Genomic DNA, 26,942 nt, shown 5'->3' on the forward strand with positions numbered 1-26,942 from the left:
GCAGGCCGCCTGCGCATACCGGAAGGCTCAGGGCCCCGTACCTCGTTCGCCGAGGTGCGGGGCCTTCGCGTTCGAAGTCTGGGCGGGGCCTTCGCGTTCGTGGCCTGAGAAGTGCATGGAACGTGGCGTTCCCGGGTGTCTGCTTCGGGGGGATTGATCGGAACATCCCAAGAGGGGTACCCCGCCCGAACGTCCCGAAAGTCCGTGCGCCATAATTGCTTGTGAATGTGAACGCGTTCACAAGCGTGTCCTGTTTCCTCCCGTGATCAGTCGGATTTAAAGGGCAAACTGCCGCTGTGACTGCGGCGACGTAAGGAGAAGACGACGTGGAGCTAGCTCTGGCGCCGGAAACCCTGGCGCGATGGCAGTTCGGTATCACCACCGTCTACCACTTCCTGTTCGTCCCACTGACGATCTCTCTCGCCGCGCTCACCGCCGGCCTGCAGACCGCCTGGGTGCGGACGAACAAGGAGAAGTACCTCAGAGCGACGAAGTTCTGGGGCAAGCTCTTCCTGATCAACATCGCCATGGGCGTTGTCACCGGCATCGTCCAGGAGTTCCAGTTCGGTATGAACTGGTCCGACTACTCGCGGTTCGTCGGCGACGTCTTCGGTGCCCCGCTCGCGTTCGAGGCATTGATCGCCTTCTTCTTCGAGTCCACGTTCATCGGGCTGTGGATCTTCGGCTGGGACAAGCTGCCGAAGAAGATCCACCTCGCCTGCATCTGGATGGTCTCCATCGGTACCGTCCTGTCCGCGTACTTCATCCTGGCTGCCAACTCCTGGATGCAGCACCCGGTCGGCTACCGGATCAACAAGGAGCGCGGCCGGGCCGAGCTCACCGACTTCTGGCATGTGCTCACCCAGAACACCGCGCTCGCCCAGTTCTTCCACACCATCACCGCCGCCTTCCTGGTCGGAGGCGCGTTCATGGTCGGCATCGCCGCCTTCCATCTGGCGCGCAAGAAGCACATCCCGGTGATGCGGACCTCGCTGCGGCTCGGACTGGTCACCGTGGTCATCGCCGGACTTCTCACCGCCATCAGCGGTGACCAGCTCGGCAAGGTCATGTTCAAGCAGCAGCCGATGAAGATGGCCGCCGCCGAGGCACTCTGGGAGGGGCAGGACTCGGCACCCTTCTCGATCTTCGCGGTCGGTGATGTGGCCAAGGGACACAACACCGTGGAGATCTCCGTCCCGGGGATACTGTCCTTCCTCGCGGACGACGACTTCACCTCGTACGTCCCCGGCATCAACGACATCAACAAGGCCGAGCAGGAGAAGTTCGGCCCCGGCGACTACCGGCCCAACATCCCGGTCGCGTTCTGGAGTTTCCGCTGGATGATCGGCTTCGGGATGGCGTCCTTCGCCCTCGGCATCCTCGGACTGTGGCTGACACGAAGGAAGTTCATGCTGCCGCCGGGGATGCGGACCGGTGAGGACGAAGTGCCCCATCTGGTTCTCTTCAAGAACAAGGCCCTCAGCCCGAAGCTCGCCAAGTGCTACTGGATCGTCGCGCTCTGGACGCTGCTCTTCCCGCTGATCGCCAACTCCTGGGGCTGGATCTTCACCGAGATGGGCCGTCAGCCCTGGGTCGTCTACGGCGTGCTCCAGACCCGCAACGCGGTCTCCCCCGGCACCTCGCAGGGCGAGGTGCTCACCTCGATGATCGGTTTCACCCTGCTCTACGCCGCGCTCGCGGTGATCGAGGTCAAGCTGCTCGTGAAGTACATCAAGGCCGGACCGCCGGAGCTCACGGAGGCCGACCTCAACCCGCCCACCAAGATCGGCGGCGACGACCACGAAGACGCCGACCGGCCGATGGCCTTCTCCTACTGAGAGCAGAGGAGCTGAGAGATGGAACTCCACGACGTCTGGTTCGTACTCATCGCCGTCCTCTGGACCGGCTACTTCTTCCTGGAGGGATTCGACTTCGGGATCGGTGTCCTCACCAAGCTGCTGGCCCGCGACCGCAAGGAACGACGGGTTCTGATCAATACGATCGGGCCCGTCTGGGACGGCAACGAGGTGTGGCTGCTCAGCGCGGGCGGTGCGACCTTCGCCGCCTTCCCCGAGTGGTACGCCACCCTGTTCTCCGGCTTCTATCTGCCGCTGCTGATCATTCTGGTCTGCCTGATCGTGCGGGGCGTCGCCTTCGAGTACCGGTCGAAGCGGCCCGAGGAGAAGTGGCAGACCAACTGGGAGCACGCGATCTTCTGGACCTCGCTGATCCCGGCCCTGCTCTGGGGCGTGGCCTTCGGGAACATCGTGCGCGGCGTGAAGATCGACGCGGACATGGAGTACGTGGGCACCTTCTGGGACCTGCTCAATCCGTACGCCGTCCTCGGCGGACTGGTCACGCTCACCCTCTTCACCTTCCACGGTGCCGTGTTCGCGGGGCTCAAGACCGTCGGGGACATCCGGGAGCGGGCGCGCAAGCTGGCGCTGAAGCTCGGGCCGCTCACCGCGGTGCTCGCACTCGGCTTCCTGATCTGGACCCAGATCGACAATGGCGACGGCTGGAGCCTGCTGGCGATGATCATCGCGGTGGTGGCGCTGGTCGGTGCGATCGGCGCGATCGCGGCGGGACGTGAGGGCTGGTCGTTCGCGCTCTCCGGCGTGACCATCGTGGCCGCGGTCGCGATGCTCTTCCTGACGCTCTTCCCGAACGTCATGCCGTCCTCGCTGAACGACGCCTGGAGCCTCACGGTCACCAACGCCTCGTCCACGCCGTACACGCTGAAGATCATGACTTGGTGTGCGGGGATCGCCACCCCGGTCGTCCTGATCTACCAGGGCTGGACGTACTGGGTGTTCCGTAAGCGCATCGGTACGCAGCACATCGCCGAAGTGCACTGAACACACCCGGGGCCTGTCCGACTCCGATCCGCCGGACAGGCCCTGGTCCGCCGACCGAGCTCACCGGGAGCTGTTTCACGTGAAACCGATCGACCCGCGCCTGCTCCGCTACGCCCGCGCCACCCGCCTCTTCCTGGCAGCCGTGGTGGCACTCGGAGTTGTCGGGGCGGCGCTGGTCATCGCCCAGGCCATGCTCATCGCCGAAGTGGTGGTGGGCGGGTTCGGGGACGGACTGACCGTCTCCGAACTGCGAACCCCGCTGATCCTGCTCGCGGCCGTCGCACTCGGCCGGGCGCTTGTCTCCTGGCTGACCGAACTGGCCGCGCACCGGGCCAGCGCGGCGGTCAAGTCCGAACTCCGTGGCCGGCTGCTGGAGCGGGCCGCGGCGCTCGGGCCCGGCTGGCTGAGCGGCCAGCGCACCGGCTCCCTGGTGGCGCTCGCCACCCGAGGGGTCGACGCGCTCGACGACTACTTCGCGCGCTATCTGCCGCAGCTCGGACTCGCGGTGGTCGTCCCGGTGGCGGTCCTTGCCCGGATCGTCACCGAGGACTGGGTCTCGGCAGCGATCATCGTGGTCACGCTGCCGCTCATCCCGCTATTCATGATCCTGATCGGCTGGGCCACCCAGTCGCGGATGGACCGCCAGTGGCGGCTGCTGTCCCGGCTCTCCGGGCACTTCCTCGACGTGGTCGCCGGACTGCCGACGCTGAAGGTCTTCGGCCGGGCCAAGGCACAGGCCGAATCCATCCGCACCATCACCTCGCAGTACCGGCGGGCCACGCTGCGCACGCTGCGTATCGCGTTCCTGTCGTCCTTCGCCCTGGAGCTTCTGGCGACCCTGTCGGTGGCTCTCGTCGCCGTCACCATCGGCATGAGGCTCGTGCACGGCGAACTCGACCTCTACACCGGCCTGGTGGTGCTGATCCTGGCGCCCGAGGCCTATCTGCCGATCCGCCAGGTCGGCGCGCAGTACCACGCGGCCGCCGAGGGGCTCTCGGCCGCGGAGGAGATCTTCTCGGTCCTGGAGACCGAGCCCCGGCCGGGCGGCAAGGCGGACACTCCGGAGTCGCTGCGGCTGGAGTTGGAAGGGGTGACCGTACGGCACGAGGGCCGTACCGAACCTTCGCTGGACGGAGCCTCGCTGGTGGTGGACGAGGGGGAGACCGTTGCCCTGGTCGGCCCGAGCGGCGTCGGGAAGTCCACCCTGCTCGATGTGGTGCTGGGATTCACGGCACCCGACGAGGGGCGGGTACGGATCGGTGGCGCCGATCTGGCGACGCTGGCGCCCGAGCGCTGGCGGGAACGGATCGCCTGGGTGCCGCAGCGCCCGTATCTCTTCGCGGGCACGATCGCGGAGAACGTACGGCTGGCCCGGCCGGACGCGGACGACGGCGCGGTGACGGCGGCGTTGCGGGACGCGGGGGCATACGACTTCGTGGCGGAACTGCCGGACGGCGCGGGGACGCTCCTCGGAGAGGACGGTGCGGGCCTCTCCGCCGGTCAGCGCCAGCGCCTCGCACTCGCGCGGGCCTTCCTCGCCGACCGGCCGCTGCTGCTGCTCGACGAGCCGACCGCGAGCCTGGACGGCGAGACGGAAGCGGGCATTGTCGAGGCGGTACGGAGGCTGGCGGCGGGGCGGACCGTGCTGCTGGTCGTGCACCGCCCGGCGCTGCTCTCGGTGGCCGACCGGGTGGTGACACTGGAACCGGGCGTGACAGTTCGGCCGGAGAGGCCCGAGTCGTCCGCCTCGGTGCCGCGACCCACGAGCGCTGCCGCCGACAGGAGTGACGCGGTGCCGGAGCCCGGGGTGCTGCGGGACACCGCGGCCCGCTCCGGGCAGGTCCTGGCCCGGGTCAGGGAGGCCGCAGGGGCACAGCGCGGACAGCTGGCACTCGCACTGCTGCTGGGAAGCCTCGCCCTGGGCTCGGCCGTCGGACTCATGGCCGTCTCCGGCTGGCTGATCTCCCGCGCCGCCGAGCAGCCCCCGGTGCTCTATCTGATGGTCGCCGTGACCGCGACCCGCGCCTTCGGTCTCGGCCGGGCCGTCTTCCGCTACGCCGAGCGCCTGGTGTCGCACGACGCCGTGCTCAAGATGCTCGCCGAGCTGCGCGTCGCGGTCTACCGAGGGCTGGAACGCATCGCACCGGCCGGTCTGCGCCGGACCCGGCGCGGGGACCTGCTCTCCCGGCTCGTCGCCGATGTCGACGCCCTGCAGGACTACTGGCTGCGCTGGCTGCTGCCCGCCGGGACCGCCGTCGTTGTGGGCGCGGCGACCGCCGGATTCATCGGCTGGCTGCTGCCGGCGGCAGGCATCGTGCTGGCCGCCGGACTGCTGCTGGCCGGAGCGGGAGTGCCGTTGGTCAGCGGCGCCTGCTCCCGCCACGCGGAACGCCAACTGGCCCCCGCACGTGCCGATCTGGCCACCCGGATCACGGACCTGCTCGGCGGGACCGCCGAACTGACCGTCGCGGGCGCCCTGCCCGCCCGGTCGGAGCGGACTCGGGAGGCCGACGGCGTCCTGACTCGCATCGCCGCCCGTGCGGCCACCGCCACCGCACTCGGCGGCGGTCTCATCGCTCTGATCGGCGGCCTCACCGTCGTCGCCACCGCACTTGTTGCCCTCCCCGCCGTGCACGACGGGCGGCTTGCGGGCGTGGAGCTCGCGGTGGTGGTACTCACGCCGCTGGCCGCCTTCGAGGCCGTGACCGGTCTGCCGGTTGCCGTGCAGTACCGGCAGCGGGTCAAGCGGAGTGCGGAGCGGGTGTACGAGGTGCTGGACGCTCCGCTGCCGGTGCGCGAACCAGGCAGCCCGGCCGGGACACCCGGATCGCCCTTCCCGCTGGAGGTGCGGGGGCTGTCGGCGCGGTACGCGGGAGCCGAGCGGGACGCCCTGGACTCCGTCGACCTGAGGCTGACGGCCGGCCGGCGTATCGCCGTCGTCGGGCCCTCCGGCTCCGGGAAGACGACCCTCGCGCAGGTCCTGCTCCGCTTCTTGGATGCACGGGCGGGGACGTACCGGATCGGTGGTGTCGAGGCCTGTGCGCTGGAGGGGGACACGGTCCGGCAGTTCGTCGGGCTGTGCGCCCAGGACGCCCATATCTTCGACAGTTCCATCCGGGAGAACCTGCGGCTGGCCCGTACCGGTGCGACGGACGAGGAACTGCGGGCCGCCCTCGACCGGGCACGGCTGCTCGACTGGGCCGAGGCGCTGCCCGACGGGATCGACACCCTCGTCGGAGAACACGGCGCACGCCTCTCCGGCGGCCAGCGCCAGCGCCTCGCCCTGGCCCGGGCGATCCTCGCCGACTTTCCCGTACTCGTTCTGGATGAGCCCGCGGAACATCTCGACCTGGCGACCGCGGACGCCCTGACCGCAGATCTGCTGGCCGCCACCCGGGGGCGTACGACGGTACTGATCACCCACCGCCTCCAAGGGCTCGAAGCCGTCGACGAGGTGGTGGTACTCGATGCCGGCCGGGTTGTGCAGCGCGGGACGTACGCCGGTCTCGCCGCCGAGGAGGGCCCGTTGCGCCGGATGCTGGAGCGCGAGCGGGAGACCGTGCGGGTGCCCGAAGAAGCCGTGGGCGTACGGGCATGAGCGGGGGCGGCGCAATAGCCGACTTTCCTCACCAATAGGGACTAACTAGTCTCGGGTTATGCCAGAGCAGGACCCGAAGGACCCACTCGAAGCCGCGACACAGGCGACCCGCAGCCTGCAGGGCCTGTCCACCGAACTCACCGCCCGTGTACCGCAGCTGCTGGAAGCCATGCGTTCCGTCGGCACGGGCCTCGAACTGCACTCCACCCTCGACCGGATCTGCGAGACGGCGGCGGAACTCGCCCACTCCCGCTACGCCGCCATCGGCGTCGTCGACGAGGAGGGAGCGGGGCTCTCCGATTTCGTCACGTACGGAGTTCCGGACGAGGTGGCGCACGAGATCGGCCGCCGCCCCGACGGGCACCGGGGGCTGCTCGGCGCACTGATCCATGACCCGGTACCGGTGAAACTCGCAGATCTGACAGCCGATCCGAGGTTCGCCGGATTCCCGCCCGGCCATCCCCTGATGCGGAGCTTCCTCGGCGTTCCGATCCGCGTACAGGGAGAGATCTTCGGAAATCTCTATCTGGCCGAGAAGGACGACGGGGGCGAGTTCAACGACTACGACCTGCACATGGTGCGGGTGCTCGCCACGGAGGCCGGGATCGCCATCGGTAACGCCCGGCTGTACGAGGCGGCACGCCAGCGCGAGCGGTGGATCGACGGCTCGGTGGCCGTGACCACCGCCCTGCTGTCCGGCGGGGACGCCGATGACGCGCTCTCCGTCGTCGCCGAGCAGGCCCGCCATCTCGCCGCGTCCGCCGCCGGGATCGTGCTGCTGCCGGCCGAGGAGGGCGGCCTGGAGATCGTCGCCGTCTCCGCGGACAACCCCTCCGCCCAGCTGGGGGTGATCATCGGGCCGGAGAGCCCGGTGGTGGCGAAGCTGCTGGGCGGCGAGGCGGTCTTCGTGGACGACTCGGCCACCGATCCCCGCATGGTCACCACGCTGGCCCACCGGTTCGGCCCCAGCATGCTGCTGCCCCTGCACAGCGGTGGACGGGTGCTGGGCGCGCTCGCCACCCCTCGCGCCCGGGGCGAGAGGCCGTTCACGGAGACGGAACGGACCCTCGCCACCCAGTTCGCCTCGCAGGCCGCACTCGCGCTGATGATGGCCGAGGCACAGCGGGACCGGGAGCGGCTCGCGGTGTACGAGGACCGTGACCGGATCGCCCGCGATCTGCACGACCTGGTCATCCAGCGGCTGTTCGCCACCGGAATGATGCTGGAGAGTGCCCAGCGCCGGTCGGTCGTGCCCGAGGTGCAGACCGGTGTCGGCCGGGCGGTCGACGAGCTGGACGTGACCATCCAGGAGATCCGTACCGCGATCTTCGCGTTGCAGCAGGAGCCGGCCGAAGCGCCGTCCGGGCTGCGCACCCGCGTCCTGCGCGAGATCAACATGGCGGCGGTCCCGCTGGGCTTCAAGCCCTCGCACCGCTTCCTCGGCCCGGTCGACTCGCTGGTCGGCGAGCTGACCGGCAAAAACCTGATCGCGGCGCTGCGGGAGGCGCTGTCCAATGCCTTCCGGCATGCCGAGGCGTCATTGATCGACGTGGTCGTCGATGCGACCGTCACGCTGCCCGACGGGAGGGACGCGGTGCGGCTGTCGGTGGCCGACGACGGGGTGGGCATCCCGTCGGGCGGCCGGCGCAGCGGGCTGCGGAACCTGGCGCGACGGGCGGAATCCCTCGGCGGTGCGAGCTGGTTCGGACCCGGCATCGGGGAGGACGGGGGCGGCACGACGGTGGTGTGGGAGGCGCCGATCTGAGGGCGGTCGGGCGATCAGGGGCCCGGCGGGGGCGGGGGGCGCTGCCGGGCGCGGGCCTCAGCGTGCCGCGTCGGACGTCCGGCGCTCGGCGAGGATCCGCTCGATGACGACCGCGACGCCGTCGTCGCCGTTGGTGGCGGTCCGGCCGGACGCGGCGGCGAGTGCGGCCGGGTGGGCGTTGCCCATCGCGTACGACGTGCCCGCCCAGGTCAGCATCTCCACGTCGTTGGGCATGTCGCCGAAGGCGACGACCTCGGCGGGCGAGATGCCGCGCTCGGCGCAGCACAGCGCCAGGGTGCTGGCCTTGGAGACTCCGGGGCCGCTGACTTCCAGCAGGGCCGTGGGGCTGGACCGGGTGAACGAGGCCCGGTCGCCGGCTGCCGTACGGGCCAGGGCGAGGAAGTCGTCCGGGGCCAGTTCGGCGTGGTGGGCGAGGAGCTTCAGCACGGGGGCGCCGGTGCCCGGCGTCTCCTCGTGGAGCAGCTTCTCGGCGATGGCGACGGTGGCACCCGGGGCCAGGTGGAAGGGCGGGTAGGCCGGTTCGTAGTGGATGCCGGTGGTCAGTTCGACGGCGAAGGAAGTGCCGGGGGCGGCGGCGCGCAGTGTGTGCACGACGTCGAGGGCGATGTCGCGCTCCAGCGGGCGGACCTTGACCAGTTTGCCGTCCGCGTGCAGATCCGCGACCGCGGCGCCGTTCGCACAGATCGCCAGGCCGTGGCCGTGGACATGGTCGCTGACGACATCCATCCAGCGGGCCGGGCGTCCGGTGACGAAGAAGACCTCGATACCGGCCTCCTCGGCGGCGGCGAGCGCGGCGACCGTACGGTCCGAGACGGTCTTGTCGTCGCGCAGCAGGGTGCCGTCCAGGTCGGTGGCGATCAGCCGGGGAGCGGCAGGCGAAGGCGAGTCGATAGCTGAGGTCACACGCCCATTCTCGCGTACGAAGGCGCACGGGCGTGCAGAGGGGCGCACATATGAGGATGTGCGCCCCTGACCGGGGGACATGCCTGGCACATATGCCAGAGCCCAGTCGCCGTGCCGGGCCGATCGGCGGCCGTGGTGGTCCGGCCGGCGGCCGCGCTGGGTCTGTCAGCGGCCGAGCTGGGCCAGGCCCTCGGTGGCGATGCGCTCGAAGACCTTCTCGTCCGCCGCGAAGTCGGAGTCCGGGATCGGCCAGTGAATGACGATCTCCGTGAAGCCCAGTGCGAAGTGGGTGCCCGCGAAATCCACGAAGGCGTCGAAGGATTGCAGCGGGCGGTCCGGCGTGAAACCGGTGAGAAGGATCTTGTCCAGCTCGGCAGCGTCCCGGCCGATGGACTCGCAGGCCGCGCCCAGCTTGGTGAGCTGCCCACGGATGGCCTCCACGGACTGCTCCGGGGTGCCCGCTTCGTACAGCTTCGGGTCTCCCGTGGTGACCCAGGCCTGGCCGTACTGCGCGGCGAGCTTCATTCCGCGGGGCCCGGTGGCGGCCACTGCGAACGGCAGCCGGGGCCGCTGCACACAGCCGGGGATGTTCCGGGCCTCGTTCGCCGCGTAGAACCGGCCTTCGTGCGTCACCGAGGGCTCGCGCAGCAGCTGGTCGAGCAGCGGTACGAACTCATCGAAGTGGTCGGCCCGTTCGCGCGGCGTCCACGGCTCCTCGTCGCTTCGGCGCAGCGTCGTGGCATCGAAACCGTTGCCGCCCGCGCCGATGCCGAGGGTGACGCGTCCGTCGGAGACGTCGTCGAGCGTGATGAGGTCCTTGGCGAGCGTGACCGGATGCCGGAAGTTGGGGGAGGTGACGAGGGTGCCCAGACGCAGCCGCTGGGTGGCGGCGGCTGCGGCGGTGAGGGTCGGTACCGCGCCGAACCACGGCCCGTCGCGGAAGGTCCGCCAGGCCAGGTGGTCGTAGGTGTAGGCGGCGTGGAACCCCAGTTCCTCGGCGCGCTGCCAGACCTTTTGGCCCTCGCTCCAACGGTGGATCGGCAGAATCACAGTGCTCAGACGCATGGCTACGACCATACGGGTCGGAACCGGTGGAGCCCGCCTTCGTGGAAGCGCACCGGCCCTCGGCGGGACCGGTCGTTGGATCACTCGCGGGATCAGTCGCGCAAACGCAGGAACGCGGGCGGTACGGCAGCGGTGAGCCAGACTCCGTTGGCGCTGACGTAGAAGGTGTGGCCCGCGCGGTGCATCGCGGCCGCGTCCACCGACAGGACGACGGGGCGGCCGCGCCGGGCGCCGACCCTGGTCGCCGTCTCGCGGTCGGGCGAGAGGTGGACGTGCGTGCGGTTCATGGGGCGCAGGCCCTCGCTGCGGATCGCGTCCAGCGCGCGGCCCACCGTGCCGTGATAGAGGTACGCGGGCGGCTCGGCCGGCGGGAGAGCGAGATCGACCGGGACGGTGTGGCCCTGGCTCGCACGAATGCGGCCGTCCTCGACTGCGAAGCGCTGCTTGTCGTTGGCGGCGACGACATGGTCGAGCTCGGCCCGGGTGATGGGGAAGTTGTTGCGGGCCGTGGCGCGCAGCAGTTCGTCGATCGTCACCCAGCCGTTGGCGTCGAGCGTGATTCCGATCCGCTCCGGCTGGTGCCGCAGGTGTTTCGAGAGGTACTTGGACACCTTGACGGTGCGTCTTTCGTCCATCCCGTCAGAGTGCCCGCGGCGGTCGCTCACTCGCATCCGGATTTCACCTCGATTCACTACAGCAATTTTATTCGCTGTAGCAATTTTCGTCCACAGGTTTGATCCACAGCCAACTTGAGTTATCCACAGGGTAATTGGTGATTCTGTGGATAAGTCATCGAAGAATCAACCGCTTTGGGTAATCTGCGTTGCTTCATTGGTAGATGAGACAAGTGCATCCAATGTCCTTGACTGCACCTCGCGTTCTGCCGCTGCTGCGACGAAGGCGGACACGTTCTCGGGACCAACCAGCCGTTGTACGGAGCGGATTGTCTCCGATGGCAGATCGATCTGGTGCGTCGCAGGTATCGAGGTCTCCGAGGTGAGCGGGGTGTCAGTGCCGAGATGGTGCTGCAGATGACGGGTGGCGAACGTCCGCATCGCACGCGCCAGTTCGGCGTCCACCGTCTGCTGGGCGAGCGGACGCAGCCTGCGCACCATGGCGGCCGCTTCTGCCGCGTCCGAGTCCGTCGGCGGGCGGTGACCGAGATAGCGCGCGAAGACATGTTCGGTGGTGAATTCAAGGAAGCGTGAGGCGATCTGCTCGACCTGGCCGCGAAGTTCCCTGAGATGGCCAGAGATTGCACCGAGTGGCACGCCTGCCGCGTACAACTCCACTGCCACAGCCAGCTCTTGAGGGCTCGGAACCAGGAACTCGTCGTCCCGTCCCGGGATGCGTTCGAGTACGCCGAGGTCCACCGCCTCGGCGACCGCCTCATCGTCCGGGCTGCCGCCGAACCTGGTGTTCAGCTCCGCCCGGGTTATCCGGTCGGCCTGCTCGTCCGTCCAGGGGCCGTGCACCTCGGCGACGAGCCCGAGCACCCCGCCCAGACCGCGGCCTGTGTCCCAGGCATCCAGGAGTTCCTTGATGCTGGCCAGGGTGTAGCCGCGATCCAGCAGATCGGCGATCTGCCGGAGCCGGGCGAGGTGGGTGTCCCGGTACACATTGGCCCGGCCGCGCCGTTCCGGCGTCGGCAGCAGGCCGCGGTCCTGGTAGGCGCGGATCGTACGGACCGTGGCGCCGCTCGCATGCGCCAGGTCCTCGATCCGGTACTCGGCGGCGGACCGGCCGGCCACCGCCGACGGCTGCCCGGGGCCGCTCACAGCGGCGGCTTCAGCCGGGCGATCCCGCGCAGCGCACCGGGGCTGAACCGGGACAGGAGCCGGGCGCCGCGGGCCTCCGGTGTCACCGGAACGACGGCCTGGTTGCGCACCACCGCTTTGAGGATCGCGTCGGCGACCTTCTCCGGCGGATAGTTGCGCAGCCCGTACAACCGGCTGGTCCGCCTCTGCAGACGTTTTTCCTCCGCCGCGTCGGCGCCCGCGAAGTGCGTCGTCGCGGTGATGTTCGTGTTGACGATGCCGGGGCAGATCGCGCTGACCCCGATCGACCGGTCGGCGAGCTCGGCCCGCAGGCACTCGCTGAGCATCAGCACGGCTGCCTTGGAGGTGCTGTATGCGGGCAGTGCCCGGGAGGGCTGATAGGCGGCGGCGGAAGCCGTGTTGACGATATGGCCGCCCTGGCCGCGTTCGGCCATCTGCTTGCCGAAGATCCGGCAGCCGTGGATGACACCCCACAGATTGACGTCGAGGACATTCTTCCAGTCCTCGCTCGTGGTCTCCAGGAAGGAGCCGGACAGGCCGATCCCTGCGTTGTTGACCAGGACGTCGACGATGCCGTACTCGGTGGCGACCTTCTCGGCGAGCTTCTCCATCGCCTGTTCGTCGCTGACGTCGACCGCTTCGCCCCAGGCTGCCGGAGAGCCGATCAGCCGGGCCATCTCCGCTGTCCTGGCCGCCCCCTCCGCGTCCCGGTCCACGGCCACCACCCGGGCGCCCGCCTCGGCGAAGGCGAAAGCGGTGGCTCGCCCGATGCCGCCTGCCGCGCCCGTCACAAGGACAAGCTGTCCGCCGAACCGGTCCGCGTACGCCCCGGTCGGCGCGGTGTCCTGCACCGGCCGGCCGTCCTCCTGTGCCGCCTCGTTGGCTGCGACGAACTCACTGATCCAGGAGGCGAGCTGGTCCGGCCTGGTGCGCGGCACCCAGTGCTTGCCCGGCAGGGAGCGGCGCACCAACTGCGGAGCCCACAGCTCCAGCTGGTCGTACAGCTTCTCCGACAGGAAGATGTCACCGGTCGGCGTGATCAACTGGACCGGTACATGCGCATAGGCATCGGTACGCGGTCTGCGCAGCCGGGCCCGGACGTTGTCGCGGTAGAGCCAGGCGCCGTGCGCCGCATCGTCGGGCAGGGAGGGCGTCGGATAGTCGCCCGCGGGCACCTTCTCCAGTCGCTGGAGAATCCGCGGCCACTGCTTGCCGAGCGGACCGCGCCAGGCGAGCTCGGGCAGGACCGGCGTATGCAGCATGTAGACGTACCAGGACTTGGCGCCCTGGCCGAGCAGCTGGCCGACCCGGCTCGGGGTGGGCCGGGTCATCCGCTGTTTGATCCAGTGCCCGAAGTGGTCCAGGGAAGGCCCGGACATCGAGGTGAACGAGGCGATCCGGCCCTCGGTCCGCTTGACCGTGACGAACTCCCAGGATTGGACCGACCCCCAGTCGTGCCCGACCAGATGCACCGGCCGGTCCGGGCTCACCGCATCGGCGACGGCCAGGAAGTCATCGGTGAGCTTCTCCAGGGTGAAGCCGCCACGCAGCGGTGCGGGCGCTGTGGACCGGCCGTGCCCGCGTACGTCGTACAGCACGACGTGCCACTGGTCGGCCAGCTGCCTGGCCACGTCCGTCCAGACTTCCTTGCTGTCCGGGTAGCCGTGCACGAGGACGATCGTCGGCCGTGCCTCGTCGCCCAACTCGGCGACACACAGCTCGATTCCGCCTGTACGCACCCGGCGCTCGCGCGCTCCCGGCAGGCTCTGCAGACTCATGCCGCCACCCTCTCTTCGGCCCAGCGCCGCACATGCGGCAGGTCGTCGTCCAGCCAGAAGGCGCTCTGTTCAGGGTCCTTGGAGTCGGTGACCACCAGGATCTCCTCGAACTTGGCGCCCGTACCCCGGAATCCGAGGTGGGGTTCGACCGCCCACAGCCCGGGCTGCGGCGGATGGTCGGAGAAGCGGTAGGGACTCCACAGCGGCGACCAGCCGTCCCGGTGTCCGTGCAGGGCGTCACTCATCAGCCCCTTGAGCGACTGGGCGCCGAAGCCGAACACATGCGGGGACCAGCGGTGCTCGGCAACGCGGTCGACCTTGTGGGCGATGACGCCGAAGGGGTACGCGCGATGTCTGTTGGCGTACCCCTGCTTGATCATCAGGCGTTCGACGTCCTCGTAGATCTCGCGCAGCGAACGCCGTTCCCGCACCTCGCGCAGAATCAGCTCGCGGTGGACTTCCAGATCGGCCAGGAGCCTGTCGTGCAGGGGATTGAGTCCGAGACAGCCGGAATAGCCGATGTCCGCCGTGAAGCCCTTGTACACCGGGGCCATGTCGAGGATGAACGGCATTCCCGGCTCCAGCCTCCGGTTGGTCGGGAAGAACTGCAGGGGCACCTTGAAGCCGGCGAACGCCGTGCGGTCTCCGAACCAGGCGAAGGGGAGGTGGAACCAGTCCCGCACCCCACGCTCGCGCAGCCAGTCGCGCTGCATGCGGGCGGCCTCGCGCTCGGTCACCCCCGGCGTGAGCCGGGCGGCGACGGCCTCGGCGCAGTCGTACGCGAGACGTTGTACTTCTCTGAACCCCCGCAGCTCCGGGGCCTGTTCGTCCTTCACTGCCGAGGTCATGCCACCGTCCGTTCCCTGCCGTGTGCGGTACGTGCCCGTAACGTGACACTGATGAATGTGACAATGTCCGGCGACTACGTCAAGAGGTGTGCGGAGACCTGTGGACAACTCGGGGAAGCCCTTCCCTCGACCTCCGGACTCCTCCTCTGTGGTGGCCCCCTACGGGTCCGTACGTCTGGAGTCTGATGCGGATCCAGCCGCTTGGGCTGACGACCGGTGTGGTCCGCGCCACTATCGTCGAAGACGTGACTGTGATCGCGACCGAAAGCCTGAGCAAGCGGTTCCCCCGGGTGACCGCGCTTGACCGGCTCTCCTTGGACATCGGGCCCGGTGTGACCGGCCTGGTGGGTTCCAACGGAGCCGGCAAGTCCACATTGATCAAGATCCTGCTGGGTCTGTCCCCCGCCACCGAAGGCCGGGCCGCGGTGCTCGGGCTCGACGTCGCCACCCATGGCGCCGCCATCCGGGAACGGGTCGGCTACATGCCGGAGCACGACTGTCTGCCGCCGGACGTCTCGGCCACGGAGTTCGTCGTCCACATGGCGCGGATGTCCGGACTGCCGCCGACGGCAGCGCGCGAGCGCACCGCCGACACGCTGCGCCACGTCGGTCTGTACGAGGAGCGCTACCGCCCCATCGGTGGCTACTCGACCGGCATGAAGCAGCGCGTGAAACTGGCCCAGGCACTGGTCCACGACCCGCAGCTGGTCCTGCTCGACGAGCCGACGAACGGCCTCGACCCGGTCGGCCGCGACGAGATGCTCGGGCTGATCCGCCGCGTGCACACGGACTTCGGCATCTCGGTGCTGGTCACCTCGCACCTCCTGGGTGAGCTGGAACGTACCTGCGACCATGTCGTCGTCATCGATGGCGGCACACTCCTGCGCTCCAGCTCCACCAGCGACTTCACGCAGACCACCACGACCCTCGCGGTCGAGGTCACCGACAGCGATACCCACCCGGACGGCACCGACGCACTGCGTCAGGCCCTCACCCGGGCCGGCGTCAAGCTCATGGGCCATGACGGTCTCGACGGGCAGGGGCTGCCCGGCGCGGGCCACATCCTGCTGATCGAGGCGACCGGCGAGGAGACGTACGACATCGTGCGCGACAGCGTCGCCGGGCTCGGGCTCGGGCTCGTACGGATGGAGCAGCGGCGCCACCACATCGCCGAGGTCTTCCGTACCGAAGAGGCACCGCAGGCCGCAGCCGTGGCGCAGACCGTGTCCGCGGCCGTCGGGGCCGTACAGCAGAAGGGGAGCGGTCGTGATGAGCACTGAGACCGGGGCCGTGAGCGGGAGCGAGACCTCCCGGATCCACAACATCGGGTACCGCTCCTACGACGGCATGCGGCTGGGCCGCGGCTATGCGCGGCGCTCGCTCTACTCCCAGTCCCTGCGGGGTTCCTTCGGACTGGGGCGTTCCGCCAAGTCCAAGGTGCTGCCGATGCTGCTCTTCGGTGTGATGTGCATGATCGCGGCGATCATCGTCGCGGTCGCCATCGCCACCCCGGGGGCCACGGCACTGCCGGTCAAGTACACGGCGTTCGCGATCTATCTGCAGGCCGTCATCGGCCTCTTCCTTGCCGCGCAGGCACCGCAGTCGGTCTCCCGCGACCTGCGCTTCAAGAGCGTGCCGCTGTACTTCTCACGGCCGATCGAGCGGATCGACTACGTCGTCGCGAAGCTGGCGGCCATGGCGTCCGCGCTCTTCATCCTCACCGGGGCGCCGCTCGTCATCCTCTATGCGGGCGCGCTGCTCGGGAAGTTCGATTTCGCCGAGCAGACCAAGGGGTTCGGACAGGGGCTGGTGTCGGTGGCGCTGCTCTCCGTGCTCTTCGCCGGACTGGGCCTGGTGATGGCCGCGCTGACACCGCGCCGCGGTTTCGGTGTCGCCGCGGTGATCGCCGTACTGACCATCTCCTACGGAGCGGTCTCCACGGTCCAGGCCATTGCCTGGCAGACGGGTTCGGCGGGGGCCATCGAGTGGCTGGGGCTCTTCTCCCCCATCACACTGATCGGCGGTGTACAGACCGCGTTCCTCGGGGCCGATTCGGCCTTCCCCGGAGGGGAAGGCCCGGGGGCGGGGGCCGGCGTGGTCTATCTGATCGTTGTTCTCGCGCTCGTCGCCGGCTCGTTCGCCGTACTGATGCGCCGCTACCGGAGGGTCGGGCTGTGACCACCATCGAGATCGACCACACCTCGCGCTGGTTCGGCAATGTGGTCGCCGTCAACGACGTGAGCATGACGGTGGGCCCGGGCGTCACCGGACTGCTCGGCCCCAACGGTGCGGGAAAGTCCACGCTGATCAACATGATGGCCGGCTTCCTCGCCCCGTCGACCGGCACGGTCACGCTCGACGGCCGGCCGATCTGGCGCAATGAAGCGGTGTACAAGGAGATCGGGATCGTGCCGGAACGGGAAGGGATGTACGACTTCCTGACCGGCCGCGAGTTCGTCGTCGCCAATGCGGAGCTGCAGGGACTCGACGAGGCGGCGGCGCAGAAGGCGCTGGCCACGGTCGAGATGGAGTACGCGCAGGACCGCAAGATCTCGACGTACAGCAAGGGCATGCGCCAGCGCGTGAAGATGGCGTCCGCCCTGGTCCACGAACCGTCGGTGCTGCTGCTCGACGAGCCGTTCAACGGGATGGACCCGCGCCAGCGGATGCAGCTGATGGCGCTGCTGCGACGGATGGGAGCGGAGGGCCGTACCGTGCTCTTCTCCTCCCACATCCTCGAAGAGGTCGAACAACTCGCCTCGCACATCGAGGTGATCGTGGCGGGACGGCACGCGGCGTCCGGTGACTTCCGGAAGATCCGCCGGCTGATGACGGACCGCCCGCACCGCTATCTCGTACGCTCCAGCGACGACCGCGCCCTCGCTGCCGCGCTCATTGCCGACCCGTCGACGGCCGGTATCGAGGTGGACCTGGGCGAACAGGCCCTGCGTATCCAGGCGGTCGACTTCGGACGCTTCACCGAGTTGCTGCCGAAGGTCGCACGTGAGCACGGAATTCGCCTTCTGACCGTTTCGCCGTCCGACGAGTCCCTTGAATCGGTCTTTTCCTATCTCGTAGCGGCCTGAGTAGTGGCCTGAAAGGAGCTGTGAAGCGTCATGTACGACCCCACAGTCGCCCGGCTCACCTACCGGGCCCTGCTCGGCCGACGCCGGGCCGCCATCCTCTTCGTCCTGCCGGCACTGCTGGTGATCATCGCCGTGGCGGTACGGACGTTCGCCGGGGCCGATGACCAGGTCGCCTCGGATGTGCTGGGCGGCTTCGCCCTCGCCACGATGGTGCCGCTGATCGGTGTGATCGCCGGAACCGGAGCCATCGGCCCCGAGATCGACGACGGATCGATCGTCTATCTGCTGGCCAAGCCGGTGAAGCGGCCGACGATCATCGCCACCAAGCTGATCGTGGCCATCGCCGTCACGATGGTCTTCTCCGCACTGCCCACGCTGATCGCGGGGCTGATCCTCAACGGCAACGGCCAGCAGATCGCGGTGGCTTACACCATCGCGGCACTGGTCGCCTCGATCGCGTACAGCGCGCTGTTCCTGCTGCTGGGCACCGTCAGCCGGCACGCGGTCGTCTTCGGCCTCGTCTACGCGTTGGTGTGGGAGGCCTTGTTCGGCACCCTGGTGCCGGGGGCACGCACACTCAGCGTTCAGCAGTGGTCCCTCGCGGTCGCCGAGAAGGTCGGCGGGGCGGGCGCGATCACCTCCGATGTCGGGCTGCCGGTCGCGACGGTCCTGCTGGTGGCGGTCACGGTGGTGGCGACCTGGTACGCGGGGCAGAAGCTGCGCACGCTGAAGCTCGCCGGCGAGGAGTGACCGGGGGGTTTCCTCCGGACATCTCTGCCCTGCTCCGTTTCTGATCACTCCGATCTCCGTCAACCCTCGCCTCTTGGGCGGGGGTTGACGCATTTCGGACGGTCTTACGCGTAACTGTACGGTTATCGGTTCGTTGTGCAGGATGCGTGGAGGCAACTGGAATCCGTGGCGTCGTAGCTTTCGTGAATCAGGGATTGCCGATGCCGGTGAGGTAGTACCCGCCGGGTCGGTCATTGAGTGAGTGGCAACCGTGAGCGTCCTCCGCCCCTCAAGCCCGGGACAGGGCTGTCCATCGTCGGTTTCACGATCGGAAGGCATGTCCATGCCCACGGAAGTTGCCCTGCTCGAATCACGTGCGCTGCGCGTCGAGCAGATGGGGCGCGTCGATGTCCTCGAAAAGGTCAAGAGCCTTGTCATGCTCCCGGACGGAATTCACCTTCGCACAGAGGAGGTGGCTCGTTACTTCGAAGTATCCACAACCGCCGTCAGGAGGCTCACCGACCGCCATCAGAACGAGCTCGTGGAGAACGGGATGCGAGTGCTGCGCGGCGCTGAGCTGCGCTCCTTCCATAGCGACATGCTGTCGCTATGGGCGGGTGAGGTGCCGGAAAGTTATCCACAGGCGGCGACCCAGCTCAGGATCTACACCCGCAGGACCGTGCTCAACGTCGCGATGCTTCTTCGCGACAGCGACATCGCCCGATGCGTCCGTACGTATCTGCTCGACGCCGAGCAGGACCTGCGCGCCGGATACGCCTCGCTCGAACACCGCGTCACCCGGGTCGAGAGCTGCCTCGCCGGAGTGGGCAGCGCGCTTCAGGAGCTCGGGCCCGTCCTCAACAGGATGTCGCACCGGCTCGACAGCCTCGACCGGAGGCTGGACGTCACACATCAGGTCGTCGGCGCCATGAGCGTGCGGCTGGGCCTCCTGTCCGAGGACATCGTCCGCATCGACGGCAGGATGGATGATCTCGCCCGCCATCTGAAGGATCTGAGCCGCCGCAACAAGCAGCGCTGATCCGAAGGCTGTTCGCGGCCTTTCGGCGTTGCCCGGAAAATGGGTGGCACCGAAAGGCCGTCCCGAGCACAGTAGTTGGTACAGCACCTGCCGAAGTCGGTGCAGCACGCCCCGACAACAACAGCCGCACGCCGACATGCACGCCACCGGCCGGGAGAGGAGCGCGACGATGACCGAGAGTCCGAGTCCGTCGAGTTCCCAGCAGGGCGGGCCCGAGCCGGCGCCGGAGTAGTCACCGACGACTCCGCCGTGCCGATCGGAGCAGGACGCCCGGGGCGGCCGGTCTGCGCATCGCGCGGCCGCCCTCCCGGAGGATTGGCCGAGTGGTAAGGCAGCGGCTTGCTAAGCCGTCGTCGGGGCTGTGAACCCCGCGCGCGTTCGATCCGCGCATCCTCCGCAGCAGCAGCGTCGGGTACCGGTACGGCCGGAGCAGTTGTTCCCGCCCGCCCGCCCGCCCGCCCGTACCCGTACCCGTACGACTAGAGCAGCCGCTCCAGCACCACAGCGATGCCGTCGTCCTCGTTGGATGCGGTGATCTCCTGGGCCACGGCCTTCAGATCCTCATGCGCATTGGCCATCGCCACACCCCGCTGCGCCCAGGCGAACATCGGGATGTCGTTCGGCATGTCGCCGAAGGCCAGAGTGTCCGCGGCCTTCAGACCCAGCCGACGCGCGGCCAGCGAGAGTCCGGTCGCCTTGCTCAGCCCCAGCGGCAGGATCTCCACCACACCGGGACCGGCCATGACCACGTCCACCAGGTTGCCCACGGCCGATCGCGCGGCCTTCGCCAGTGCGTCGTCGTCGAGATCGGGATGCTGGATGTAGACCTTGTTCAGAGGGGCCGACCACAACTCGGCCGGGTCCTTGGCGAAGACAGCCGGAAGCGGCCCTTCCTGTACGCGGTAGCCGGGGCCGACCAGCACTTCGCCGTCGAGCCCGTCACGGCTCGCCGCCAGCGCCAGCGGGCCGACCTCCGCCTCGACCTTGGACAGCGCGAGACCGGCGAGCTGCCGGTCCAGCGTCAGCGAGGTCAGCAGCTTGCGCTCGCCCGCGTGGTAGACCTGCGCGCCCTGGCCGCAGACCGCGAGCCCCTCGTAGCCCAGGTCGTCCAGGATGTGCCGGGTCCACGGGACCGAGCGGCCGGTGACGATGATGTGCGCGGCACCGGCCGCGGTGACCGCGACCAGTGCCTCACGGGTGCGCTCGGAGACCGTGTCGTCGTTACGCAGCAGCGTGCCGTCGAGATCGGTCGCGACGAGCTTGTACGGAAAGGTCACTTGGCGACCGGCTCCAGAACCTCGCGCCCGCCCAGATACGGACGGAGCACCTCGGGCACCCGTACGGAGCCGTCGGCCAGCTGGTGGTTCTCCAGGATCGCCACGATCGTGCGCGGTACGGCGCACAGCGTGCCGTTCAGCGTGGCCAGCGGCTGGACCTTCTTGCCGTCGCGCATCCGGACGGACAGGCGGCGCGCCTGGAAACCGTTGCAGTTCGAAGCGGACGTCAGCTCGCGGTACTTGCCCTGCGTCGGGATCCACGCCTCGCAGTCGAACTTCCGGGAGGCCGAGGACCCCAGATCGCCGCTGGCGACATCGATCACCTGGAAGGGCAGCTCAAGAGCGGTGAGCCACTGCTTCTCCCAGTCCAGGAGCCTGCGGTGCTCTGCCTCGGCGTCCGCCGGGTCGACGTACGAGAACATCTCGACCTTGTCGAACTGGTGGACGCGGAAGATGCCCCGGGTGTCCTTGCCGTACGTACCGGCCTCGCGGCGGAAGCACGGCGAGAAGCCCGCGTACCGCAGCGGCAGCTTGTCGGCCTCGATGATCTCGTCCATGTGGTACGCGGCGAGCGGGACCTCGGAGGTGCCGACCAGGTAGAAGTCGTCCTTCTCCAGGTGGTACACGTTCTCCGCGGCCTGGCCGAGGAAGCCGGTGCCCTCCATGGCGCGCGGGCGGACCAGAGCAGGCGTCAGCATCGGGACGAAGCCGGCCTCGGTGGCCTGTGCGATCGCCGCGTTGACCAGGGCGAGCTCCAACAGCGCGCCGACACCCGTCAGGTAGTAGAAGCGCGAACCGGAGACCTTGGCGCCACGCTCCATGTCGATGGCGCCGAGCTTCTCGCCGAGCTCCAGGTGGTCCTTGGGCTCGAAGCCCTCGGCCCCGAAGTCACGGATCGTGCCGTGCGTCTCCAGGATGACGAAGTCCTCCTCGCCACCGACCGGCACGTCCTCGTGAACGATGTTGCCGAGCTGGAGCATCAGGCTCTTGGCCTGGGCGTCGGCCTCGTCCTGTGCCGCGTCGGCCGCCTTGACGTCGGCCTTCAGCTGCTCGGCCTTCTTGAGGAGCTCGGCGCGCTCCTCGGGCGAAGCCTTGGGGATGAGTTTGCCGAGCGACTTCTGCTCGGAGCGGAGTTCGTCGAAGCGGACGCCGGACGACCTGCGCCGCTCGTCGGCGGAGAGAAGGGCGTCGACAAGCGCGACGTCCTCTCCACGGGCGCGCTGGGAGGCGCGAACACGGTCGGGGTCCTCACGGAGCAGGCGAAGGTCAATCACCCCTCCAGGCTACCGGTGTGCGCTTCTCCAGCTCGAACCGATATTGCCAAGCGTGTCACTTTGCCCGAATTGCCCGAATTAGTAATGCTGGAAGGTATTACGTGGCCGGAGTTGATCTCGACCGTCAATAAAAAGAGTTTATTCCCCTAAATGGGGCAGAAGGTATCGACCGTCTTGACGTATCCCCCTTGCCTGGAAGGGGAGTTGGGCGTCACTTGTCCACAGGTATTGGCGCTTCTCAAGGTTATCCACAGGCTGTGAGGAAGATCTGTGGACACCGGAAGGGATCATTCCGAAAGCTGCGTGGGGGCTCATGGATTCCCCGCTCAAACCCACTTCAGACGCTCGTTCGGGTGGGAATTCACCGTCCTAATGAGTTGATCAATGGAATTGAGGTGACACGGGGCAACTCGGCCGACCCTGTCGACCTGTGGATGTATCTGAGTCGACTGGAGCGATATGTCGACCATGTCGTATTGGGGTGTCGACTTGTCCCCAGGTCGAGAACTACCCCTGTGGATAACTCTGTGGATGATGAAAAGCGGTAGATAGCACCGGTGGTTCAGGCGTGCCGACAACCGGGCGCACCGGCTCCCGGGACCGTCAGCCCCGAACCGCCGTCAGCCCGGGGACGGTCAGCCCGGGGACGGTCAGCCCCGGGACCGTCAATCCCGAACCGCAGTCAGCCCCGGCCGTCCAGATTCCGGGCCAGCCAGTCGGAGGCCTCCGTGAACTCCGCGTCCGACGTCCCCGCCCGCAGCGGCCGTACGTCCTGCAACGCCACCCCGGCCCGCGGGTACGACCCGAGGAACCGCACCTTCGGGCAGATCCGCTTCAGCCCCATCAACGCCTCGCCGACCCGGCGGTCCGCGATGTGCCCCTCGGCGTCCACCGCGAAGCAGTAGTTCCCGATGCCGGCCCCCGTCGGCCGCGACTGGATCAGCATCAGGTTCACCCCGCGCACCGCGAACTCCTGGAGCAGTTCGAGCAGCGCACCGGGGTGGTCCTCGCCCATCCAGATGACCACCGACGTCTTGTCCGCACCTGTCGGCGCCGCCGGCCGGGCCGGGCGGCCCACCAGGACGAAGCGGGTCTGCGCGTTCACCGCGTCATGGATATCGGTCACCAGCGGTTCGAGGCCGTAGGTCGCCGCCGCGAACTCACCGGCGAAGGCGGCGTCGTACCGTCCCTCCTGCACCAGCCGGGCACCGTCGGCGTTGGAGGCCGCCGACTCCCATACGACGTCCGGGAGATGGGCGGCCATCCAGTTGCGCACCTGCGGCTGTGCGGCCGGATGCGCGGTGACCGACTTGATGTCGGACAGCTTGGTACCGGGCCGCACCAGCAGGGCGAAGGTGATGGAGAGCAGCACCTCGCGGTAGATCATCAGCGGTTCGCCGGTGGTCAGCTCGTCGAGCGTCGCGGTGATGCCGCCCTCGACGGAGTTCTCGATCGGTACGAGCGCTGCCGCGGCGGCGCCGCTGCGCACCGCGTCCAGAGCCACCGGTACGGAGACCATCGGGACGAGTTCGCGGGTGGCGGCTTCCGGGAGCGTACGGAGGGCGACCTCGGTGAAGGTGCCTTCAGGGCCGAGATATGCGTAGCGCGTGGCGGACATACCGTCACCCTAATGTGCCTCGGTCCCTCAGGACTCCAGTAGCCGCTGACCCACGTATTCGCCGTCCTCCGCACCGCCCGGCACCGCGAACAGGCCGCTGGCCTCGTGCCGGATGAACGGCGACAGGGCATCGCCTCGGTCCAGCTTGCGCTGCACCGGGACGAACCCCCGCAGCGGATCCGCCTGCCAGCAGATGAACAGCAGCCCGGCGTCGGGAGTGCCGTCCGCCGAGATGCCGTCGTGGTACGAGAAGGGGCGCCGCATCAGGGCCGCGCCGCTGTTCCTCTCGGGGGAGGAGATCCGGGCATGGGCGTTGTCCGGGATCAGGAGCTTGCCGTCGGGGCCTGCCTTGTCGAGGTCCATCGTGGTGGTCTCGGTGCCGCCGCTCAGCGGAGCGCCGTCCTTCTTGCGGCGCCCTATGACCTGCTCCTGCCGTTCCACCGGGAGCTTCTCCCAGTCGTCGAGCAGCATCCTGATCCGCCGTACCACCGCATACGAGCCGCCTGCCAGCCAGTCGTACTTCGCATCTGTTCCGGCCGGGACGAAGATGCGCCGGTCGAAGTCGCTCTCGCCGGGCTTCGGGTTACCGGTGCCGTCTATCTGGCCCATCAGATTGCGGGCGGTCATCGGCTGCGCGGTGGCGCCGGGGCTGCGGTTGAAGCCGTTCATCTGCCAGCGGACCCTGGCGGCCGGGGCGGCCTCCTTCTGCACGGCACGCAGCGCGTGGAAGGCGACGAGTGCGTCGTCGGCGCCGATCTGTACCCAGAGGTCACCGTTGGAGCGCTTGGCGTCGATGTGGTCGGAGGAGAACGGCGGCAGCGGGTCGAGCCCCGGTGGCCGGTGGCCGACCAGGCCGGTGCGCTCGAAGAAGGTGCGGCCGAAGCCGAACGTGATGGTCAGTGAGGACGGTCCGGCATCCAGCGAGATCCCGGTGTCATGGGCCGCACCGTCCGCCGTGCCGCTGTCGGCGGGTTCGCCGGCCATCAGGCGCCTGGCCACGGTCGACCATCGGCGCATCAGCGCAGCTGCTTCCTTCCGTCCTGCGCCGGGCGTCAGATCGAAGGCGACGAGATGGCCGCGGGCCTGAAGCGGAGTGGTGATCCCCGGTTGATGTTTCCCGTGAAACATCACCTGGGTGGAGCCGACCGCGGTCAGAGCGGCCGGTTCGTCGGGCCGGGTCGCTGCATAGCCGGTCGCGCCGCCCGCCGTACCCAGTACCAGTCCGGTCGCACCGGCCGCGCCCGCGCTGCCGAGCAGCCGCCGCCGGGAGATGGCGCCGCTGCCAGGGGTTCTGTCGTCCCCGCTGCCTGCGGAGGTTTTCCTGTTGCTGTTTCCGCTCACGATCCTGCTCAGCCGATCTTCACGTTCTTGTCGATGGTTGTCTGATCGATGTCCGACGTACGTACGGTCACCGCGACCTTCCAGTTGCCCGCCATCGGGATCTGGACGTTGTTCGCGGTCCAGTGACCCTCGGTGAGCCGGACAGGGACGACGGGGAGCGGGCCGATGTCCTTGGACTCCAGAGTGAAGGCGAGCTTCAGTTCGGGGATGTCCATGGCCTTGCCGTCGATGCTGTCGATCCAGATGTGGAGTTCATTGGCGCCGGTACGGGCGGGGTCGATGTCCATCCGCACCGTTCCCTTGCCGTTCTTGCCGCCGGTGTCGAAGGGCAGCGTCAGATTGACCGGGCCTTCGGCCGCGGGGGCGGTTGCCGCGGTGGAGGTGCGGGCCGCTTCTTCCTCGGTACGTCCCGGCTCGGTCGAGGTCAGTACGGTCGTCACGGCCAGCAGCGCCACGGCGACTCCGACTTCCGCCAGCACCGATCGGCGGAGCCCGGACCGGTCGGGGTCGGCATCGCGGATCCGCTTCTTCTCGGCGGTGGCCACGGCGGCCCTCTGCCGGGCGAGCTGGGCCGCCCGCGCTGGGCCCTCGGCCAAGGACGCCGGTGCGGCTGAGGCGGCCTCCTCAGCCTCGGCCTCGGCCCCGGCCTCCTCTCCCTCCGCGTCGGTTCCGTTCGTGACCAGCCGTGCGGTCCAGCGACGTGAGATCCAGGCGATCCCGACCAGGACGGCAACGAGCCCCACCTTTACGAGCAGCAGTTGCCCGTACCCGGTGCCGGTGAGCGCGGACCAGGTGCCGACCTGGCGCCAGGACTGGTAGAGCCCGGTGGCGGTGAGCACGAGCACGCTGCCGAACGCGATACGTGAGAAGCGCCGTACGGCCGTGGTTCCGATGTCCGGCGTCCGGTACAGCGCGACCAGCAGGGCCGTCAGCCCGCCCAGCCAGGTGGCGACGGCCAGCAGGTGGAGCACGTCGACCGGCATGGCGATGCCCGGCTGGATCCCGGTCGAGGCGTGTTCGGCGAGCGCCCAGGTCCCGGCGATCCCGGCGGCGATCACCGTGCCGCCGATGGCCAGTCCGAAGGTGAGGTCCTTCTTCTCGCGCTCGTCCTCGCGCTTCGCGTACGCCCCGAACAGTACGGCGATGAAGAGTGCGGAGGCGCCGAGCAGCAGCAGCCGGGATACGAGTGCCGCCCCGGGCTTGGTGTCGAGCACGGCCTTCAGACCGTCGAGGTCGAAGGCGTCCGCGAGCTTCCCGGAGCCGGTGTAGGGGTTGCGCAGGAGCAGCATGGCCAGGGTGGCCGCGGTGAGGGTCATCCAGCCGCGTACGACCAGGCGTTGCAGCGGGCGTGCCCCCGCCCCGCGCTGCCAGCAGGCCAGTACGAAGGCGGCGCCGCCGGCCAGCAGGATGAAACCGGCGTACGCGGCGTAGCGCGCGATGCCGTAGAGGGTGCCGACGAGGCCGCCGCCGGCCTGGTCCGTCGGGAGGGCGACGGTGGTCTTGGAGGGGGCTCCGACGGAGAAGGTGAAGGCGCCCGAGACGGGGTGGCTGTCCGCGGAGACGGCCTGCCAGGCGACGGTGTACGTACCGTCGGGCAGCCCGGTGTGCAGTGAGACGCCGTACTTCACGGTGGAGCCGCTCTGCAGATCACGCGGTGCGGCGGCGGTGTCGGCGCGCTTGCCGGCCGGGTCCAGGACCCTGATGGAGTCGTCGCCCATGGCGACCTGTTCGGAAAAGGTGAGCGTGACCTCCTTGGGAGCGGTGTCGACCACCGCCCCGTCCTGCGGATCGCTCCCGGTGAGCGCGGCATGCGCGGACGCGGGGCCCGCGCCGCCCAGCAGCAGGCCGAGCACCATGCCGACAAGGGCGGCCAGGAGTGCGGCCGCGGCGAGTGGCCGGCGCAGCGCGGGAGTGGACGGGGACGGTCCGAAGTGCGGGGCGGTGGCTGTCATGGTGAGTCAGTC

General features: G+C 68.9%; 20 protein-coding genes and 1 tRNA gene. 10 read left to right on the top strand and 11 right to left on the bottom strand.

Annotated features, from left to right (window positions below; translation table 11 throughout):
- Window positions 1–326: 326 nt before the first annotated feature.
- The 4 genes from ACGFU7_RS09910 (at window position 327) to ACGFU7_RS09925 (ending at window position 8,221) form a co-directional block, all read left to right on the top strand.
- Window positions 327–1,838, top strand: a complete 1,512-nt coding sequence (locus ACGFU7_RS09910) for a cytochrome ubiquinol oxidase subunit I (RefSeq protein ID WP_393694059.1) — start codon at window positions 327–329, stop codon at window positions 1,836–1,838.
- 18 nt (window positions 1,839–1,856) lie between these two features.
- Window positions 1,857–2,858, top strand: a complete 1,002-nt coding sequence (cydB, locus tag ACGFU7_RS09915) for a cytochrome d ubiquinol oxidase subunit II (protein WP_393694060.1) — start codon at window positions 1,857–1,859, stop codon at window positions 2,856–2,858.
- A gap of 79 nt (window positions 2,859–2,937) precedes the next feature.
- Window positions 2,938–6,456, top strand: a complete 3,519-nt coding sequence (cydD, locus tag ACGFU7_RS09920) for a thiol reductant ABC exporter subunit CydD (protein ID WP_393694062.1) — start codon at window positions 2,938–2,940, stop codon at window positions 6,454–6,456.
- A 58-nt stretch (window positions 6,457–6,514) separates the two neighbouring features.
- On the top strand, window positions 6,515–8,221 hold the full coding sequence (locus tag ACGFU7_RS09925; protein WP_393694063.1) for a GAF domain-containing sensor histidine kinase: 1,707 nt from the start codon (window positions 6,515–6,517) through the stop codon (window positions 8,219–8,221).
- Between the two features lie 57 nt (window positions 8,222–8,278).
- Here the strand turns inward: ACGFU7_RS09925 and ACGFU7_RS09930 are convergent, their stop codons facing one another.
- The 6 genes from ACGFU7_RS09930 to ACGFU7_RS09955 all read right to left on the bottom strand — a co-directional run bounded on the left by ACGFU7_RS09930 (window position 8,279) and on the right by ACGFU7_RS09955 (window position 14,614).
- Window positions 8,279–9,145, bottom strand: a complete 867-nt coding sequence (locus ACGFU7_RS09930) for a Cof-type HAD-IIB family hydrolase (RefSeq protein ID WP_393694065.1) — start codon at window positions 9,143–9,145, stop codon at window positions 8,279–8,281.
- A gap of 165 nt (window positions 9,146–9,310) precedes the next feature.
- Window positions 9,311–10,222, bottom strand: a complete 912-nt coding sequence (locus ACGFU7_RS09935) for an LLM class flavin-dependent oxidoreductase (RefSeq protein ID WP_393694066.1) — start codon at window positions 10,220–10,222, stop codon at window positions 9,311–9,313.
- Window positions 10,223–10,302: 80 nt separating this feature from the next.
- Entirely contained in the window at window positions 10,303–10,845 is a 543-nt protein-coding gene (locus ACGFU7_RS09940) for an RNA 2'-phosphotransferase (RefSeq protein ID WP_393694068.1), read from the bottom strand.
- 165 nt (window positions 10,846–11,010) lie between these two features.
- Entirely contained in the window at window positions 11,011–11,988 is a 978-nt protein-coding gene (locus ACGFU7_RS09945; RefSeq protein WP_393694069.1) for a MerR family transcriptional regulator, read from the bottom strand.
- Window positions 11,985–13,766, bottom strand: coding sequence for an SDR family oxidoreductase (locus ACGFU7_RS09950; RefSeq protein WP_393694070.1), 1,782 nt, complete (start codon window positions 13,764–13,766; stop codon window positions 11,985–11,987). The genes ACGFU7_RS09945 and ACGFU7_RS09950 overlap by 4 nt, the downstream gene beginning before the upstream one ends.
- On the bottom strand, window positions 13,763–14,614 hold the full coding sequence (locus ACGFU7_RS09955; protein ID WP_393694072.1) for a M24 family metallopeptidase: 852 nt from the start codon (window positions 14,612–14,614) through the stop codon (window positions 13,763–13,765). The genes ACGFU7_RS09950 and ACGFU7_RS09955 overlap by 4 nt, the downstream gene beginning before the upstream one ends.
- A gap of 290 nt (window positions 14,615–14,904) precedes the next feature.
- On the opposite strand from ACGFU7_RS09955, the gene ACGFU7_RS09960 reads away from it, so the two are divergent.
- The 6 genes from ACGFU7_RS09960 to ACGFU7_RS09985 all read left to right on the top strand — a co-directional run bounded on the left by ACGFU7_RS09960 (window position 14,905) and on the right by ACGFU7_RS09985 (window position 19,865).
- On the top strand, window positions 14,905–15,894 hold the full coding sequence (locus ACGFU7_RS09960; RefSeq protein ID WP_393694271.1) for an ABC transporter ATP-binding protein: 990 nt from the start codon (window positions 14,905–14,907) through the stop codon (window positions 15,892–15,894).
- A complete protein-coding gene (locus ACGFU7_RS09965; RefSeq protein WP_393694074.1) occupies window positions 15,884–16,792 on the top strand; it encodes an ABC transporter permease in 909 nt (302 codons plus the stop codon). Before ACGFU7_RS09960 ends, ACGFU7_RS09965 begins: the two co-directional genes overlap by 11 nt.
- Window positions 16,789–17,700, top strand: coding sequence for an ABC transporter ATP-binding protein (locus ACGFU7_RS09970; RefSeq protein WP_393694076.1), 912 nt, complete (start codon window positions 16,789–16,791; stop codon window positions 17,698–17,700). Before ACGFU7_RS09965 ends, ACGFU7_RS09970 begins: the two co-directional genes overlap by 4 nt.
- 30 nt (window positions 17,701–17,730) lie before the next feature.
- Entirely contained in the window at window positions 17,731–18,450 is a 720-nt protein-coding gene (locus ACGFU7_RS09975) for an ABC transporter permease (RefSeq protein ID WP_393694078.1), read from the top strand.
- A 322-nt stretch (window positions 18,451–18,772) separates the two neighbouring features.
- Entirely contained in the window at window positions 18,773–19,468 is a 696-nt protein-coding gene (locus ACGFU7_RS09980; protein ID WP_393694079.1) for a hypothetical protein, read from the top strand.
- 309 nt (window positions 19,469–19,777) lie between these two features.
- Window positions 19,778–19,865, top strand: a tRNA-Ser gene (locus ACGFU7_RS09985).
- Window positions 19,866–19,947: 82 nt separating this feature from the next.
- On the opposite strand, the gene ACGFU7_RS09990 is transcribed toward ACGFU7_RS09985, so the two are convergent.
- The 5 genes from ACGFU7_RS09990 to ACGFU7_RS10010 form a co-directional block, all read right to left on the bottom strand.
- Complete coding sequence (locus ACGFU7_RS09990; protein WP_393694081.1) at window positions 19,948–20,745, bottom strand: HAD family hydrolase; 798 nt, start codon at window positions 20,743–20,745, stop codon at window positions 19,948–19,950.
- Window positions 20,742–22,019, bottom strand: a complete 1,278-nt coding sequence (serS, locus tag ACGFU7_RS09995) for a serine--tRNA ligase (RefSeq protein WP_393694083.1) — start codon at window positions 22,017–22,019, stop codon at window positions 20,742–20,744. Before serS ends, ACGFU7_RS09990 begins: the two co-directional genes overlap by 4 nt.
- Window positions 22,020–22,701: 682 nt before the next feature.
- Complete coding sequence (pheA, locus tag ACGFU7_RS10000; RefSeq protein WP_393694085.1) at window positions 22,702–23,637, bottom strand: prephenate dehydratase; 936 nt, start codon at window positions 23,635–23,637, stop codon at window positions 22,702–22,704.
- A 27-nt stretch (window positions 23,638–23,664) separates the two neighbouring features.
- Window positions 23,665–24,978: an iron uptake transporter deferrochelatase/peroxidase subunit gene (gene efeB / locus ACGFU7_RS10005; RefSeq protein WP_393694087.1), complete on the bottom strand. Its 1,314-nt coding sequence runs from the start codon at window positions 24,976–24,978 to the stop codon at window positions 23,665–23,667.
- Window positions 24,979–24,986: 8 nt separating this feature from the next.
- On the bottom strand, window positions 24,987–26,930 hold the full coding sequence (locus ACGFU7_RS10010; RefSeq protein ID WP_393694089.1) for a copper resistance CopC/CopD family protein: 1,944 nt from the start codon (window positions 26,928–26,930) through the stop codon (window positions 24,987–24,989).
- Between the last annotated feature and the right edge of the window lie 12 nt (window positions 26,931–26,942).

The organism is Streptomyces sp. NPDC048473 (genome assembly GCF_043200155.1).
Lineage (GTDB): Bacteria > Actinomycetota > Actinomycetes > Streptomycetales > Streptomycetaceae > Streptomyces.

Coding starts and splice junctions, on each gene's coding strand:
- cydB (WP_393694060.1), top strand. CDS start 1,857: ATGGAACTCCACGACGTCTGGTTCGTACTCATCGCCGTCCTCTGGACC.
- ACGFU7_RS09925 (WP_393694063.1), top strand. CDS start 6,515: ATGCCAGAGCAGGACCCGAAGGACCCACTCGAAGCCGCGACACAGGCG.
- ACGFU7_RS09935 (WP_393694066.1), bottom strand. CDS start 10,222: ATGGTCGTAGCCATGCGTCTGAGCACTGTGATTCTGCCGATCCACCGT.
- ACGFU7_RS09940 (WP_393694068.1), bottom strand. CDS start 10,845: ATGGACGAAAGACGCACCGTCAAGGTGTCCAAGTACCTCTCGAAACAC.
- ACGFU7_RS09950 (WP_393694070.1), bottom strand. CDS start 13,766: ATGAGTCTGCAGAGCCTGCCGGGAGCGCGCGAGCGCCGGGTGCGTACA.
- ACGFU7_RS09955 (WP_393694072.1), bottom strand. CDS start 14,614: ATGACCTCGGCAGTGAAGGACGAACAGGCCCCGGAGCTGCGGGGGTTC.
- ACGFU7_RS09965 (WP_393694074.1), top strand. CDS start 15,884: ATGAGCACTGAGACCGGGGCCGTGAGCGGGAGCGAGACCTCCCGGATC.
- ACGFU7_RS09975 (WP_393694078.1), top strand. CDS start 17,731: ATGTACGACCCCACAGTCGCCCGGCTCACCTACCGGGCCCTGCTCGGC.
- ACGFU7_RS09980 (WP_393694079.1), top strand. CDS start 18,773: ATGCCCACGGAAGTTGCCCTGCTCGAATCACGTGCGCTGCGCGTCGAG.
- pheA (WP_393694085.1), bottom strand. CDS start 23,637: ATGTCCGCCACGCGCTACGCATATCTCGGCCCTGAAGGCACCTTCACC.
- ACGFU7_RS10010 (WP_393694089.1), bottom strand. CDS start 26,930: ATGACAGCCACCGCCCCGCACTTCGGACCGTCCCCGTCCACTCCCGCG.